The 15,797-nt window shown below is 25.1% G+C and carries 18 protein-coding genes; 15 read left to right on the top strand and 3 right to left on the bottom strand.

Annotated features, from left to right (window positions below; genetic code table 4):
- Window positions 1-178 precede the first annotated feature (178 nt).
- Entirely contained in the window at window positions 179-325 is a 147-nt protein-coding gene (locus AAHM79_RS07525; protein WP_342257526.1) for a hypothetical protein, read from the top strand.
- Between the two features lie 19 nt (window positions 326-344).
- Here the strand turns inward: AAHM79_RS07525 and AAHM79_RS07520 are convergent, their stop codons facing one another.
- Window positions 345-1,295 (bottom strand): IS30 family transposase, encoded by a 951-nt coding sequence (locus AAHM79_RS07520; protein WP_342257525.1) that lies wholly within the window; start codon window positions 1,293-1,295, stop codon window positions 345-347.
- A 320-nt stretch (window positions 1,296-1,615) separates the two neighbouring features.
- Here AAHM79_RS07520 and AAHM79_RS07515 point away from each other — a divergent pair, with 320 nt between their 5' ends.
- Window positions 1,616-1,945, top strand: a complete 330-nt coding sequence (locus AAHM79_RS07515) for a hypothetical protein (RefSeq protein ID WP_342257524.1) — start codon at window positions 1,616-1,618, stop codon at window positions 1,943-1,945.
- Window positions 1,946-2,016: 71 nt separating this feature from the next.
- On the opposite strand, the gene AAHM79_RS07510 is transcribed toward AAHM79_RS07515, so the two are convergent.
- On the bottom strand, window positions 2,017-2,505 hold the full coding sequence (locus AAHM79_RS07510; protein WP_342257523.1) for a hypothetical protein: 489 nt from the start codon (window positions 2,503-2,505) through the stop codon (window positions 2,017-2,019).
- A 404-nt stretch (window positions 2,506-2,909) separates the two neighbouring features.
- On the opposite strand from AAHM79_RS07510, the gene rpsB reads away from it, so the two are divergent.
- The 11 genes from rpsB (at window position 2,910) to AAHM79_RS07455 (ending at window position 13,233) form a co-directional block, all read left to right on the top strand.
- Complete coding sequence (gene rpsB, locus AAHM79_RS07505; protein ID WP_342257522.1) at window positions 2,910-3,686, top strand: 30S ribosomal protein S2; 777 nt, start codon at window positions 2,910-2,912, stop codon at window positions 3,684-3,686.
- A 15-nt stretch (window positions 3,687-3,701) separates the two neighbouring features.
- Window positions 3,702-4,580 carry a translation elongation factor Ts gene (tsf, locus tag AAHM79_RS07500; protein WP_338957349.1) on the top strand — a complete coding sequence of 293 codons (879 nt, stop codon included), beginning with the start codon at window positions 3,702-3,704 and terminating at the stop codon, window positions 4,578-4,580.
- A gap of 56 nt (window positions 4,581-4,636) precedes the next feature.
- Window positions 4,637-5,182: a hypothetical protein gene (locus AAHM79_RS07495; RefSeq protein WP_342257521.1), complete on the top strand. Its 546-nt coding sequence runs from the start codon at window positions 4,637-4,639 to the stop codon at window positions 5,180-5,182.
- Between the two features lie 63 nt (window positions 5,183-5,245).
- Window positions 5,246-5,974: a UMP kinase gene (gene pyrH / locus AAHM79_RS07490; RefSeq protein ID WP_342257520.1), complete on the top strand. Its 729-nt coding sequence runs from the start codon at window positions 5,246-5,248 to the stop codon at window positions 5,972-5,974.
- Between the two features lie 23 nt (window positions 5,975-5,997).
- The gene (gene pta, locus AAHM79_RS07485) at window positions 5,998-6,990 is read left to right on the top strand and encodes a phosphate acetyltransferase (RefSeq protein WP_342257519.1); all 993 of its coding nucleotides are present in this window, start codon (window positions 5,998-6,000) and stop codon (window positions 6,988-6,990) included.
- Window positions 6,991-7,008: 18 nt separating this feature from the next.
- Window positions 7,009-8,262 (top strand): acetate kinase, encoded by a 1,254-nt coding sequence (locus AAHM79_RS07480; protein WP_342257518.1) that lies wholly within the window; start codon window positions 7,009-7,011, stop codon window positions 8,260-8,262.
- A 201-nt stretch (window positions 8,263-8,463) separates the two neighbouring features.
- The gene (locus tag AAHM79_RS07475; RefSeq protein WP_252319741.1) at window positions 8,464-8,601 is read left to right on the top strand and encodes a hypothetical protein; all 138 of its coding nucleotides are present in this window, start codon (window positions 8,464-8,466) and stop codon (window positions 8,599-8,601) included.
- Between the two features lie 136 nt (window positions 8,602-8,737).
- Window positions 8,738-10,240: an FAD-dependent oxidoreductase gene (locus tag AAHM79_RS07470; RefSeq protein ID WP_342257517.1), complete on the top strand. Its 1,503-nt coding sequence runs from the start codon at window positions 8,738-8,740 to the stop codon at window positions 10,238-10,240.
- 39 nt (window positions 10,241-10,279) lie between these two features.
- Entirely contained in the window at window positions 10,280-11,416 is a 1,137-nt protein-coding gene (locus tag AAHM79_RS07465; protein ID WP_342257516.1) for an alpha/beta hydrolase, read from the top strand.
- 7 nt (window positions 11,417-11,423) lie between these two features.
- On the top strand, window positions 11,424-12,416 hold the full coding sequence (locus tag AAHM79_RS07460; RefSeq protein ID WP_342257515.1) for a lipoate--protein ligase: 993 nt from the start codon (window positions 11,424-11,426) through the stop codon (window positions 12,414-12,416).
- A gap of 88 nt (window positions 12,417-12,504) precedes the next feature.
- A complete protein-coding gene (locus tag AAHM79_RS07455) occupies window positions 12,505-13,233 on the top strand; it encodes a hypothetical protein (protein ID WP_342257514.1) in 729 nt (242 codons plus the stop codon).
- 76 nt (window positions 13,234-13,309) lie between these two features.
- Here the strand turns inward: AAHM79_RS07455 and AAHM79_RS07450 are convergent, their stop codons facing one another.
- Window positions 13,310-14,260 (bottom strand): IS30 family transposase, encoded by a 951-nt coding sequence (locus AAHM79_RS07450; protein WP_342257513.1) that lies wholly within the window; start codon window positions 14,258-14,260, stop codon window positions 13,310-13,312.
- A 153-nt stretch (window positions 14,261-14,413) separates the two neighbouring features.
- On the opposite strand from AAHM79_RS07450, the gene AAHM79_RS07445 reads away from it, so the two are divergent.
- Together AAHM79_RS07445 and AAHM79_RS07440 are read left to right on the top strand one after the other, a co-directional pair.
- Entirely contained in the window at window positions 14,414-14,722 is a 309-nt protein-coding gene (locus AAHM79_RS07445) for a hypothetical protein (RefSeq protein WP_342258247.1), read from the top strand.
- Window positions 14,723-14,759: 37 nt separating this feature from the next.
- Window positions 14,760-15,797, top strand: coding sequence for a lipoate--protein ligase (locus AAHM79_RS07440; RefSeq protein WP_342257512.1), 1,038 nt, complete (start codon window positions 14,760-14,762; stop codon window positions 15,795-15,797).

Here is a 15,797-nt window from a genome sequence, read left to right as displayed (position 1 = left end):
TATGATTTGTTTAAAGAAAGGGTATTTTATTTAAAATTAAAATTTATATTAATTAGATTTAATTCTTTTGTTCTTTTATTATTTATTTCATTTTTTATTTCAGAAAAATTATATTTTGGTATAATCTAACTCATTAATTAAGTTCTTAATAAATACAAATGCTAATTCACTAGTTAAATTGAGTATTGATATTAATGCAACTAGTAAATTAGCATCATGAAAATCTGAACAATTAGCAATTACTTCGACAGCTTTATTAAAAGGTAATACTGGTGAGCAAAAAGCTAAGTCAAATGATGCTGCGAATTTTTTAGTTAATGGCTAAATTGTAAAGGTAAGTGCAACTAAATTATTTTTCTATCCAAATATTCGATTGGTGAAAGATAATTTAATATTTTTCTCGGTCTTTGATTTAAAGACAATATAAATTTATGAACTTCATTTTTATTAGTTTTTGAAAAAATAAATTTTTTAGGAAATTTTTCTCTAATTAAACCATTAGTATTTTCATTAGTACCTCTTTGTCAAGGTGAATATGGATTGGCAAAATAAATTTTTACATCTAAATTTTTTTCAAGTTGTTGTCAATTTGAAAATTCTTTGCCACGATCAAAAGTAATAGTTTTAACAATGTTTTTAGGAAGAATTGATAAATAATAACTGACATTTTTATTAATAACTTTAGTAGTTCTGTTTTTAACTAATATTGCTAAAGTAAATCGTGATACTCTTTCAACTAAAGTTATTAAACATGATTTGCTTTTACCTCGTGATGATACTATAGTATCTCCTTCCCAATGACCAAGTGTTATACGATCATTAACATTTATATCTCATTCTTTAATTGATTTACCATTAAACTTGCCACGATTTTCTTTAGATTTTCGTTTTTTACCTTTTCTTCTTAAATTTTTACTAGTAACTTTATCAAGCATTCCAAAATAAATTCAAGTATAAATTGTTTTAAAACTAATAACTCACTCTTTATGAAAATTTTTAATTCTGCCATAAATTTGTTCAGATGATCAACCTAATAGTAATTTTTGTTGTACATATTTTACTAAATTCTTATTTTTAAACTTATGAAAACTAATATGTGATTGTTTTCGATTTTCAGCTTTATTTTGTGCAATTAATGAAAAATAATGATTATTATCTTTATTTCTATTAATTTCTCGAATAATAGTACTAATACTTCGATTAAGATTTTTAGCTATTTCACTAATTTTAAATTTAAATTTCAATTGATTCTCAATATAAATCCTTTCATCTATGCCAAGATGTTTATAACTCATATAAAAACTCCTTACTTTTTTCTAAACTAAATTTAGCATTATGAAATTTTTATATGAGAATTTTTTGCAATTTTATTTACTTGCACTTACAAGTATAATTCAGCGTTAATGTTTTAAAAATTGAAGCAAAAACCGGTGAAGGTGAAAACAGAATATTTGAGGTTAAAAAAACAAATGAAATTAGTATCAATGTTCAATCATATTCACCTGCAATTTCTAAGAAGGCAGGTAATGCTGATTATGTAGTTACTGGCGGAACACTAATTTTTAATTTTCAAAAAAATGATAAATCATTAGGTGATAATTTCTCATTAGATATTTTGGGTCAATCAGATCAAGGATTAGTTACATCAATTTTACCAACTACAATATCAAATGCTAATTTTGAATCTATTCCTGGATTTGTAGCTGGGGAACCAAAATCAAAATTTCCAGTTGGTATAGATTTAACACAATATTTTAAAACTACTGAACTTGAAGGTAAAACAGTAAAAAGTATTGCTGACCTTATTAAACAAGGTGCTTTAAAAATTAAAGTTAGTGAAGCTGCAGAAGGTACAGGAAATTTTGTTAAAGGAAATACCATAAAAGTAAAAATATCAATTGGTGATATTCAATTTGCTACTGAAGAGACTTTATTTATATCTTAATTATTAAAATTAATAAATATAACAAAGAAGAGTGAAATTTCACTCTTCTTTTTATATAGTTATATTTAATTTTATTTAAATGGAAAACTAAAATGATTACTATTTTGTTTTCTATCTCAATGAGAACTTCCAGCATCTTGATTACTTTTATTTTTCATTTCTTCATTTCATTGTCTAACTTGTTTTTTAGGGCTTCACATTGAATGTGTAGAAGTTGGAGCATAATAAACAGTTCTTATATTTTGTGCTATTTTACTTTTACTTGCTTTTATTTCTTTATCATATAAAACATCACTAGAACAAATGCCAGCATTTGTTGTTCCTTTAGTCTTTGTTTCTATGGCAAATCTATTTCTTAATCTTTGATCTATTTCTAAATTAGTTATCTCATTTCTATTAGCATAGTTGTGCTTTTTTAATTGTTGTTCAGTAAGTTTCAAAAATGATTCTGTAACTCCACATATTGTTTGTTCTTCTAGTACAGTTTCTTTTAATCTATTTTGTTGATTTTGCAAATGATATTTAAGTTGTTGTCTTTCTTGAGTTTTAGATTTAAACATTTTTCTTTCATCTTCACTTTTAAATATAAAAAAACTATTTACTTTTAAAATTAAAGTAATTAGTTTAAAAAAACTTAATATTAAGTTTTTAGTATTTTATATCATAAATGAATATTTTATATGTGTAATTTACTTTTTATTTTTATAATATATTGTGTGTTTTTATTGGTATTATTTTTTTAAGAAAACTAAAAAATATTTTTATAATATAGTTTATTAAAATACAATTCTATTTTTATGTTTAAAAATAATTTGTTTAAAATATAAAAAATATGCTACAATATACAGGCTTAATTTAATGAAAATAAGCAACACATTTGTGAATTCATTGCCTAGTGCTTTTTAATTAAAAAGTGGCCAATGTTAGAAATAAATGGAAGACAAACAAATTAGAAGGAGACAATATGTCAGTTGTAACACGTGAACAACTCCTTGAAGCGGGAGTTCAGTTTGGTCACCAAACTAAAAGATGAGATCCAAAGATGCGTAAATATATTTTTGGTCAAAGAAATGGTATTCATATTATTGATTTACAAAAATCAATGTGTAAATTAGATGAAGCTTGTCACTTTGTTAAAGAAACTAGTGAAAATGGTGGAAAAGTTTTATTTGTAGGTACAAAAAAACAAGCCAAAGAAGCTGTGCAAGAACTTGCAATTAGTTGTAATTCACCTTATGTAACAGAACGTTGATTAGGTGGTAATTTAACTAATTTTAAAACTATTAAATCAAGTATTAAAAAGTTAATTGATATTGAAAATAAAGAAAAAAGTGGAGAAATTAAACTTTTAACAAAAAAAGAGCAAATGCTAGTAATTAAAGAAAAAGCACGTTTAGAACGTAATCTTGGTGGTATTAGAAATATGTATAAATTACCAGAAGCTATTTTTGTTACTGATACTATTACTAATAAAATTGCTGTCGAAGAAGCAGTTAAACTTGGTATCAAAATTATTGCGATTTGTGATAGTAATTCAAATCCAGATAATATTGATTATATTATTCCTGGTAATGATGATGCTACAAAATCAATTACTTTAATTACAAAGAAAATTGCTGAAGCTATTAATGAAGGACAAAGTGTAAAACCAGTTATTTATAAAAAAGAAATAGTAGTAGAAGAAACTATTAGTCTTGATGAAAATAAAACTGAAAATGTAATTGAAAAAAATAAAGAATAAAGGAGAATAGTTTATATGTCAGAAGTTAAAGTAGATGTTAAATTATTGAAAAGATTAAGAGATACAACCGATTTACCAATTACTGATTGTAAAGAAGCTTTGATGGAAAAAAATAATATTTTTGAAGCAGCACTTTCCCTATTAAAAATTAAAGGTTTAGCAAAAGCAGAGAAAAAAAGTATTAATAAAGCTACTGAAGGGGTTACTAAAGTTGTTATTAGTGGTAATAATGCAATTATTGGTGAATTAAATTGTCAAACTGAACAAGTTGCTGATTTAGAAGATTTTAATGATTTATTTACTAAGATTTTAGAAACAATTTTAAAACATCAACCTAAAACTATTGAAGAAGCTTTAATGTTAAAAGCTGATGGAAGTAGTGAAAGTTTAAATGATGAGATAAGATTTGCTATCGCTAAATTAGGTGAAAATATTGTTTTAAATCGTTTTCAATATTTAAGTAAAAATAGTGATGAAGTTTTTGGTTCATATGTCCATGGTGGTGGTAAATATAGTGGTTTAGTTATTATCAAAGGTGTTGATAAGGAAAGTGATATTCCAAATAATGTTGCTATGCAATTAGTATCAGCAGATGCTAAATACATTGATATTGATCACATACCTGCAACAGTTCGTGATAAAGAATTATCAATTATTAGTGAAAAAACAAAAGAAGAAGAAAAATTGAAAGCAAAAAAACGTCGTGATAATATTCTTGAAAATATTATAAGAGGTCGTTTTGAAAAAGTATTATCTGAATTAACTATTGTTGATCAACTTTATATTAAAGATAATACAATTAAGGTTAAAGAGTATTTAACTAAAAATCATGCTACAATTATAGCTATGATACGTTATCAATTAGGTGAAAAAATTGATAGTTCTGCCAAATAAACATTTAGGAGGTAAATAAAGTGAATTTTCAAATTATATATTATATTGCATTAGTAATGTTTATATTATTATTAGTTATTCTTGGTTGAGGATGATATAGTTTTAATAAACCAAAAACAACTATTAAATTTTTGAATTTAAAATTATTAGTAGCAACATTAATAGTTGGTGTAATTGGTTTAGTTATCTCGATTGTTCCAATTGGAATGCAAGTTTGAACATTTGAACCAGAATATATTAAATCTGATCCTGCTTTTTTAACTTTATTAATAGTAGAGTATATATTTTTAGTTATCATGTTAGGATTAGCATATATTTTTAGTTTTGATTTTGGTATCGCAGTTGATGAACATAATATTTATTTCTTTGGACAAAGCGTTAATACTAGTAAAATTGTTGCATTGGAACAAAAGAAAAATGTTTTAAAAATTGTTTATGAACAGGGTATTAAAAAAATTAAAAAACGTTTAACAATTATTACTCCACAAGCACAACTTTTTGTTAAAGATCATTTAGCACAAAAAGTTATTGCTAACGTTGAATTAGAAACTGTCGCTGAAAGCGCAAATAATGATTCATTATCTAGTGATAACAGTAAATAACTAAGAAGCCACAAAGCAATCTGTGGCTTTTTATAATATTAAATTTAAGGAGGATGATCAAAAATGGAACAATTTAAATATAAACGAATATTATTAAAAATTAGTGGTGAAGCTTTAGGTGATGGTAGTAATGAATTATATAATAATGAAAGTATTGATAATGTTTGTCAACAAATTCAAACCCTAGTTAAGGCAAAAGTAGAAGTTGGTTTAGTAGTTGGCGGTGGTAATATTTGACGTGGTGCTAAACAAGGAGAAAAGATTGGTTTAAAAAGAATTAATGCTGATTATATGGGAATGTTAGCGACTATTATGAATGCTTTGGTAATTGAATCAAAGTTAAAAGCGCTTAACGTAAAAGTTATTGTGCAAACATCATTAGAGATTAATCAAGTTGCTGAACCTTTTTATTACAAAAAAGCTATTAGTAGTTTTGAAAAAGGCTATGTTTGTATTTTTGCTGGTGGTACTGGTTCACCATACTTTACAACGGATACTGCAGCAGCACTTCGTGCTACTGAAATTAATGCGGATATATTATTAATGGCAAAAAATGGCGTTGATGGTGTTTATGATAAAGATCCAAACATTAAAAAAAATGCTATTCGTTATTCACATTTATCATATCAAGATATTACTAATAAACAATTAAAAGTAATGGATTTAACTGCTTCAACAATGTGCATGGAAGCTAACTTGAAAATTATGGTATTTGATATTAAGGTTGAAAACAATATCATTAAAGCAGTACAAAATAAAGCAATTGCAACTATTATTAGCAATCAAAATTAACAAATTAAAGGAGAGAAGATAATATGAAACTATTAGATTTTATTTTATCTATTTTACAAAAAAGCAAAACACCAATCAGAATTTTATTTCCAGAAGGAGATAATGAAAAAGTACAGGGAGTAGCTTTAAAAATTATTAATGATAATTCACCTGTTAAAAATTTTATTACACCGGTTTTATTATTTAATAATGATAAAGAAATTCCTAGTAATATTAAAAATTCTAATATTAAAACATTATCTATTGAAGAAAATCAAGTAACAAATTTTACTAATCAATTATATGAATTAAGAAAAGCAAATGGTTTAACTTTAGAAGCAGCTAATAAATTGGTATTAAGTCGTAATTACTATGGAATGATGTTATTAAATAATAAAGAGGTTAATGGTTTTGTTGGTGGTATTACTTTTACTACTGCTGATATTTTACGTCCAGCTTTGCAAATTATTGGACCAAAAGCAGGTACTAAAACTGTTTCAAGTACATTTATTATGAATAAAAATGAAGAAATATTTTTATTTAGTGATGGTTCAATTAATTTAAATCCAACAGCTGAACAATTAGCAGATATTGCAAAATCTACAATTCACTTTGGTGAACTTTTAGAATTTAATCCAATTAAATTAGCAATGTTATCTTATTCTACTAATACTAGTGGTAGTGGTGAAAGTGTTGATAAAGTACGTAATGCTACTAACTTTGTTCAACAATTAAAATTAAAAAACGTGCAAGTAGCAGGACCAATTCAATTTGATGCTGCTTGAGATCAAGAAGTGCGAAATAAAAAATTCCCAGAATTAACAATTAAAAATCATTGTAATGCATTTATTTTCCCAACTTTAGATGCTGCTAATATTGGTTATAAAATTGCCCAAAGATTAGGTGATTATAAAGCTATTGGTCCTATTGTTTTGGGTTTAAATCAGCCAGTTAATGATCTTTCTCGTGGTGCTACTATTGATGACATTTATTACACAGCATTGATCACTGCTATTCAAACATTAATTAAGAATTAATAAGGAGATAAAACAAATATGTCAGAACAAAATAAAATTTTAGTTATTAATGCCGGAAGTAGTTCTATTAAATTTCAACTTTTTAATGCTATTAATAATGATAAACAACCTCATTTTACTATTCTTTGTAAAGGTTTAGTTGAAAGGATAGCTATTAAAAATAGTAATTTTATTATTGAAATTGCTAATGGTGATAACTTTATTAAACATGAAGTAACAAAAGATATTGCTGATCATGTTATAGGAGCGCAAACAGTAATTGATGCATTAATTGAGTATAAGGTCATTAATAATTTTGATGATATTAAACGAATTGGTCATCGTATGGTTCACGGTGGTCAAAAATTTAATAACTCAATTGTTATTGATGAGAAAGTCATTGCTGGTATCAAAGCATGTATTCCTTTAGCACCATTACATAATCCACCAGCTTTAAAAGGATTATCATCTTTCCAAAAATTAGTTCCACATGCTAAACATGTGGCAGTATTTGATACTTCATTTCATAGTACTATTCCTGAAGAAAAATATCTTTACTCAGTTCCATATGATTGATATAAAACATATGAGGTAAGAAGATATGGATTTCATGGTACTAGTTATCGTTATATTTTAGATAAATTAACTAATATTTTAAATAAACCAAAAGATAAGATTAATGCTATTATTTGTCATTTAGGTAATGGTGCTAGTATTTGTGCTATTAAAAATGGTAAAAGTTTTAATACTAGCATGGGATTAACACCGTTAGATGGTTTAATTATGGGTTCTAGAAGTGGTATCATTGACCCTTCTATTCATGGTTATATGTGTAATGTTAAAGCAGAAGCAACTATTGAAACTGTTACTAATGATTTAAATAAAAGTTCGGGTTTATTAGGAATTAGTGGACATTCTTCTGATTTACGTGATGTTCTTGCAAGTAGTAATGATAAAAACCATAAGTATCATTTACAATCACAATTAGCAATAAAAATGTTTGTGCAAAGAATTGCTAATTACATTGTTCAATATGGTAATGATTTAGATAGTAATATTGATGCATTAGTATTTACTGCAGGTATTGGTGAAAATTCTGCAATTATTCGTCAATTAGTTATTGAGGAAATTAAAGTGTTTACTTTAAAATTAGTAACTAATAAAAATAATGATAAGTATAATGATTACTTAGAAATTAGTGATAAACAATCAGAAGTTCCTATTTTTAAAATTAGAACAAATGAAGAATTAATGATTTGTCAAGATACATATAATTTATTCAAAAATATTTAAAAAATAAAAAAATATATTAAGGTTTTTTATTTTGATATATAATGTTTAAATTAAGTGAAAATACTTAATAATTATCAAATTTTAATTAAAAATAAATACTTTAAAGATTCAAGGAGAAAAAAGTATGGAATTTAAATACATTAAAGAAAAAAATAATCATAAAATTAGTGAGGAAAATCAATATAAAATTTTGATAAAAATATGATAAATGAAATTAATAAATTAACTAAGAAGTCATCATCAAGTCGTAGTAGGGTTACTTGTCGTGATTGAAAAGAAGAAAGTAATAAAGATAATTATCATGATGGAAATTGACCAATTGCAATTTTAGGTTTTTAAAATGAATGGTATATTGTCTACCGAAAGAAAGAGTTGTAACTATTAAATAAAAAGTGATAAAATAATATATATTTGTATTTGTGATTACACAATAAAAGAAATTGAAAAAAAGTAATAAGTAAGAGAGGATTTTAGCATGGAAAGAAAACAAAAGATAGTTGTTATAGGTGTTAATCATGCCGGAACAACAGCACTAAAGGCAATTATGAGGTCTAATCCAAATAGTGAAGTAGTAGCATATGATCGTAATGATAATATTTCATTTTTAGGATGTGGAATTGCGCTTTGAGTTGGTAAAGAATTTACTGATCCAAAAGGATTATTTTATGCCACAATTGAAAAGTTAAGAGCATTAGGTGTTAAAATTAAAGAAAAACATGAAATTATTAAATATGATAGTAAAGCTAAAATTGTTACTATTAAAAATTTAGATACTAATGAAGTATTTACTGAAAGTTATGATAAGTTAGTATTAGGGATTGGTTCATGACCAATCTTAAATCCAGGTGGTAAAGAAATTCCCGGTTTAATTGCTCATAAAGATGGCGTAGTTGTTAAAGATACTTTAAATGGTGTTAAATTAACAAATGGCATTCATTTATCAAAACTATACCAACATGCTCAAGAAATTATTTCTGATTTGAGTAAACCAGAAGTAAAAAAAGTAGTAGTAATTGGTGCAGGTTATATTGGTATTGAATTAGTAGAAGCTTTTTATAAAGATAAAAAAGAAGTTACTTTAATTGATTTTGAAAATCGTATTATGCCTCGTTATTATGATGAAGAATTTACAAATGATGTTGAAGCAGATATGAAAAAAGTAGGAGTCAAATTACAATTAGGAGAAACTTTACAAGAATTTATTATTAAAGATGATAAAGTGAGTGAAGTAAAAACTAATAAAGGAACATATAAAGCTGATTTAGTAATTATGGCTGTTGGTTTCTTACCAAATACTGCTATCTTGAAAGATGAGAATGGTAAAGTTCAACTTAGCTTAGATCCCCGTGGTGCAATTGAAGTTAATGAATATTTTCAAACTTCAGATCCTAATGTTTATGCAATTGGTGATTGTATTAATATTCGTTCAAATGCTTGAAATAAAAATGTTAATATTGCCTTAGCAACTAATGCTGTACGTAGTGGTTTAATTGCTGGATTAAATGTTGCAAAAACAGATCCTAAAACAAGAATCGCCTTTCCTGGTGTTCAAGGAACAAATGCAATTGCTGTTTTTGGTTGAAAACTATGTGCTACTGGTTTATCAGAAGTTTCTGCAAAAGCAATTTTAGGATCTAATAATGTAGAAGCATATTTTTATCAAGATACAGTGTTTCCACCTTTTATGAGTGAAAATCATGAAGTAAAAATTAAAATTATATGAGAAAAGAGTTCTCGTCGTATTGTTGGAGCTGAAATTGGTTCAACTCATGATCATACAGAAACAATTGCAATGTTTTCATTAGCAATATTGAAAAAGGTTACTATTGATGAAATTCCATTAATTGATATGTATTTCTTACCACACTTTAATAAGCCTTATAACTTTGTTACTGCGGCAGCACTTTTAGCAACAGGAATTTTAACAAAAGAAGATGTTACATATCCAGATCCATATTTAAAAGGTAAGAAAAAATAGATTGCCTTATCAAATTAATTTTGAGAGGAATAAAATATAATGGTTAGTAATGAAAAATATTTAAAACTTAGAGCAAGAATGACTTTACCAGTTAAAGAAAGTAAATATAAAATTGCTTGATGATTAAAAATTATTTTGATATTTACTTTTCCATTATGGATTATTCCTTTTTTAATTACTAATTTTTTTATTGGTTTGATGATGCGAAATGTTATGGAAAATTTTCAACGAATTGGGCGAAGTACTAATCCAAATTTTGCTAAAATTGATCTGAATACTTTGAGTTTTTATAATCGAGATATGGAATTACAAAATGCTCTACAACTAATGATTGATGATAGTAATTGGGATATGATGGAAGCACAAGATATGACGATAACTACTTATGATAATCGCTTGTTATCAGCTTTTTTCATTAATAATCATCAATCTAATAAAAATCATAAATGAATAATTGCAACTCATGGTTGACAACAAAATCGCTATAGCATTTTATATTTAGTTAAACATTTTTATGAACAGGGATATAGTATTGTTACTTATGATACAAGAGGTCATGGTAGTAATAATATCCATGATGCAATTACTTTTGGTAATAAAGAAGCAGATGATTTATATGCTGTTATTTTAAGTCTTAATAATTATTTAGCAGAAACAGATTTTAAACAACCTCCTAATATTACTTTAATTGGTAATAGCATGGGTGCCAGTACTGTTTTGGAAACAATATCTCGATTTGATACTGGTAAATTTGGTGTTAAATGTGCAATTTCTGATTGTGGATTTGATAGTTTTAGTCATATTATTAAAATTATGGGTCAACAATACTTTAACCTTCATTGATTTTGATTTTATTATGGTGTTAAATTTTTCTTTAGGTTAAAAGATAAATTTAATATTAATAGTATTGATCCTATTAATAAATTAAAATATTGTTCTTCAATTCCTGTATTATTTATTCATGGTAATGATGATGAAACTGTACCAGCAACAATGGCACAAAAAATGTATGAAGAGAAAATAAATTATGAAGAAGAAACAATAAGTGCATTATTAATTATGCCATCTGCTAAACATATAAGAGCCGTCACTACCGATTATGATACATATTGCAAAACTACTTTAAAATTTGTTAATAAATGAACAAATTTTAAAACCGAAGATAAAGGAGATTAAATTAATAATGATTTATTATATTAATAATAGCAAAGACCCATATTTTAATTTAGCAGCCGAAGAATATTTGATTACTAATCCTTATATAACTGATGAAATCTTATTATTATGACAAAATAATAATACTATTGTTGTTGGTAGAAACCAAAATACAATTGAAGAAATTAATAATGAATATGTAAGAACAAAAAAAATTAATGTTGTACGAAGATTATCTGGTGGTGGAGCTGTTTATCAAGATTTAGGAAATTTAAATTTTACTTTTATTCTTGATAAAAATAAAGATAATGCTCGTAATTATGCTCTTTTTACAAAACCAATAGTTAATGTTTTACAAAATCTAGGTTTAAATGCTCAATTTAGTGGTAAAAATGATATTTTAGTTGATGATAAAAAAATATCGGGTAATGCCCAATATACATATAAAAATCGAATTTTACATCATGGTACTATTCTTTTTAATGTTGATATGCAAATGTTACCAAAAGTATTAAAACCTGATTTGGATAAATTAAAATCAAAAGGTATTAAATCAGTACAAGCACGAGTAACAAATATTTTACCATTATTAAATCCACCAATAACAATTGAAGAATTTCAAAATTTAATTATTGAACAATTAAAAAGTACAAAAAATACAAAGATTATGGAATTTTCTGAAAAAATGATTGCTGATATTGAATCATTAGCAAATACTAAATATCGAACTTGAGATTGAGTTTATGGTAAATCTCCAGATTTTGATTTAAAACATAAAACACTTTTTCCTAGTAAAGGAACTATTCACGTTTGAATGAATGTTAAGGCAGGAATTATTGAAAATATTAAAATATATGGTGATTTCCTAGGCTCAGCAGGTACTACTAGTTTAGAAAAAAAACTAGAAAAACAAAAATATAATGTAGCAACTATTACTAATATCATTGAAAATGCTAATATTAACGAAATTTTTGGTGAAAATTTTCTTGCTGAAGAAATCATAAAAAGTATCATAAAATAATGAATAAAATTCTTATTTATGATATCCTTACTTTTATAACTAATATTAAAGAGGAAATATGAAGAAATATTTATGGATTTTATTTATAATGTTTATTTTTATAACACCAATTAGCAATGTTATTACATTTTTAGTAAATAATAGTTTTGATCAAACAAATAGTATAAATGATATTCTTTATCCAACACGTGGTTGACCAAAAAAAGATAGAAATCAATTAAATGTTTGACAATTTTTATATCAAGATGCTATTGATAAAGTAGGTAAAACTAATGATAATATTGTTAATGGTTTTAATAATTTTTATCTTGCTGAATTTGATAAATACCGTGATTCAGCAAGTAAAAATGCTGGTAAACCTGGCTATGATGAAATTGGTATACCAACAGCAGATATTCATGATTATATTAATAATAAAATTATTCATTCACAATTAATGCAAATATACATGGCCTTAACATTGCGAACATATTTTATTGAGTTTACTATTAATAAAATTAATGATCCAAGTAGTAATTATATTAATGCAAATGAATATTTAAACTTATGAGTTATGAAGTATTTTGAAGCTGGTTTTTATTTTCAATGAGTAAAAATTTGAATTCAAGATTTAGGTAGAACAATTGAAAAATCAATTGATATTGATTTTTATACTTTTGATAAATATGTGGAACGAAATAACAAAGGTGAATATATGTGAAATAAACCACCCAGTGACAATACAGTAAAGCCACTATTAATTTTGGATTCTGATATGAAAAAAATGTTTAATCAATTATATGAAGAAATTTTAAATAATAATTTACAAGGAAAATAAAAATGATTATTCTAGAAAATATAAGTAAAAATTATGGTAAAAATCAGGTTTTGCTAAATTGTAAAGGTAAGTGCAACTAAATTATTTTTCTATCCAAATATTCGATTGGTGAAAGATAATTTAGTATTTTTCTCGGTCTTTGATTTAAAGACAATATAAATTTATGAAATTCATTTTTATTAGTTTTTGAAAAAATAAATTTTTTAGGAAATTTTTCTCTAATTAAACCATTAGTATTTTCATTAGTACCTCTTTGTCAAGGTGAATATGGATTGGCAAAATAAATTTTTACATCTAAATTTTTTTCAAGTTGTTGTCAATTTGAAAATTCTTTGCCACGATCAAAAGTAATAGTTTTAACAATGTTTTTAGGAAGAATTGATAAATAATAACTGACATTTTTATTAATAACTTTAGTAGTTCTGTTTTTAACTAATATTGCTAAAGTAAATCGTGATACTCTTTCAACTAAAGTTATTAAACATGATTTGCTTTTACCTCGTGATGATACTATAGTATCTCCTTCTCAATGACCAAGTGTTATACGATCATTAACATTTATATCTCGTTCTTTAATTGATTTACCATTAAACTTGCCACGATTTTCTTTAGATTTTCGTTTTTTACCTTTTCTTCTTAAATTTTTACTAGTAACTTTATCAAGCATTCCAAAATAAATTCAAGTATAAATTGTTTTAAAACTAATAACTCACTCTTTATGAAAATTTTTAATTCTGCCATAAATTTGTTCAGGTGATCAACCTAATAGTAATTTTTGTTGTACATATTTTACTAAATTCTTATTTTTAAACTTATGAAAACTAATATGTGATTGTTTTCGATTTTCAGCTTTATTTTGTGCAATTAATGAAAAATAATGATTATTATCTTTATTTCTATTAATTTCTCGAATAATAGTACTAATACTTCGATTAAGATTTTTAGCTATTTCACTAATTTTAAATTTAAATTTCAATTGATTCTCAATATCAATACTTTCATCTATGCCAAGATGTTTATAACTCATATAAAAACTCCTTACTTTTTTCTAAACTAAATTTAGCATTATGAAATTTTTATATGAGAATTTTTTGCAATTTTATTTACTTGCACTTACAAGTATAATTCAGCATAGAAAAATAATTTAGTTGCACTTACCTTTACAATTTAGCATTCAGCAATAGAAAAAAGAGATAATATATACATAATTAGTCCTACACCCAAATTACAAGATGATATGGGTATGGCGTGTTATGTTAAATATAATACAGAAAATGATGTAGTTAATAAAAATGATTTAGTATTAACAGTAGAGGCTTCAAAAGCTATTTTGCATGCGCGCAGTCCACTAACAGGAAAGGTTTTGGAATATAATCAAAGAGCAATTGAAAATCCAACTCTTTTCAATTCAAAAAAGTCTAAAGATAATTGAATTTTGAAATTAACAGATGTAGTTGAAAAAGAATTTTTAGAACTTGAAGATAATTAAAATTGATTTACAAATTTAATAAAATTGGAGGAATATTATGATTTTAATTGAACCTATAAGAAATGGTAAATATATCAAAGATGGAGCTTATGCTTTAGCGATTCAAGTATGAGCACTACATAATTTAAAAGTAAAAAACAAAACGATAATATTTCCTTTTATTTGTGATCCTCATATTCAATTGGGATATTTTCAAAATCCAGAGGTTGAAGTTAATAAAGAATCTTTGGATAAAAATAATATTCCAGTTGTGCGTCGTGATACTGGAGGAGGAGCTATTTTTATTGATTCAAATTCAGTAAATTTTTGTTTTTTAATTCCATTAAATTCTAATACTAATTCGATTTATGCTAATTACCAAGAATTCTATAAGCCAATTATAAAAGTGCTTAAAGATATGGGGATTAAAAATATCATGCAAAGTGGAAAAAATGATTTGACAATTAATGGTAAAAAAGTTTCTGGAGCAGCTATGTTAAAAGAAGATAATATTATTTATGGTGGTTATTCATTACTTTATGATATTGATTTGGATGCTATGATCTTGGCACTTAAACCAAGTCGTAAAAAAATTGAATCAAAAGGAATTAAATCAATTAATCAAAGAGTAGATAAATTAAAAAATCACCTTAATGAACAATTCAAAAAATTAACTATTTTTGAGTTTAAAGATGAAATTATTAAACGATTGATGAATGTAGAAAAAATAGCAGATGTTGAACGATACGTTTTATCAAATGAGCAATGACTAGAAATTGACAAGTTAGTTGATCAAAAGTATAAGAATTGAGAATGGGTTTATGGTTTAAGTCCTCGCTATCAATATAATCGTGAAGCACGTTTAGAAATTGGAACAATGAATATTTCATTAATAATTGATAATGGTAAAATTAAAAGTTGCAAAATTAGTGGTGATTTTTTTGCTACAAAAGATTTAACTATTTTTGAGAAAGGTCTTGAAGGTACTAAAATGATTAAACAAGATTTAAAAATAAAATTACAAGAATTGGATATTTCTTCATATTTTTTAAAGAAAATAGATAATGACCAATTTTTAGAATTAATTTTGAGTTAA

This window comes from Spiroplasma endosymbiont of Nomada ruficornis (assembly GCF_964030795.1).
Lineage (GTDB): Bacteria > Bacillota_I > Bacilli_A > Mycoplasmatales > VBWQ01 > Spiroplasma_E > Spiroplasma_E ixodetis_A.
The sequence above is the reverse complement of the archived record's forward strand: the minus strand, read 5'-3'. Positions and strand labels throughout refer to the sequence as shown.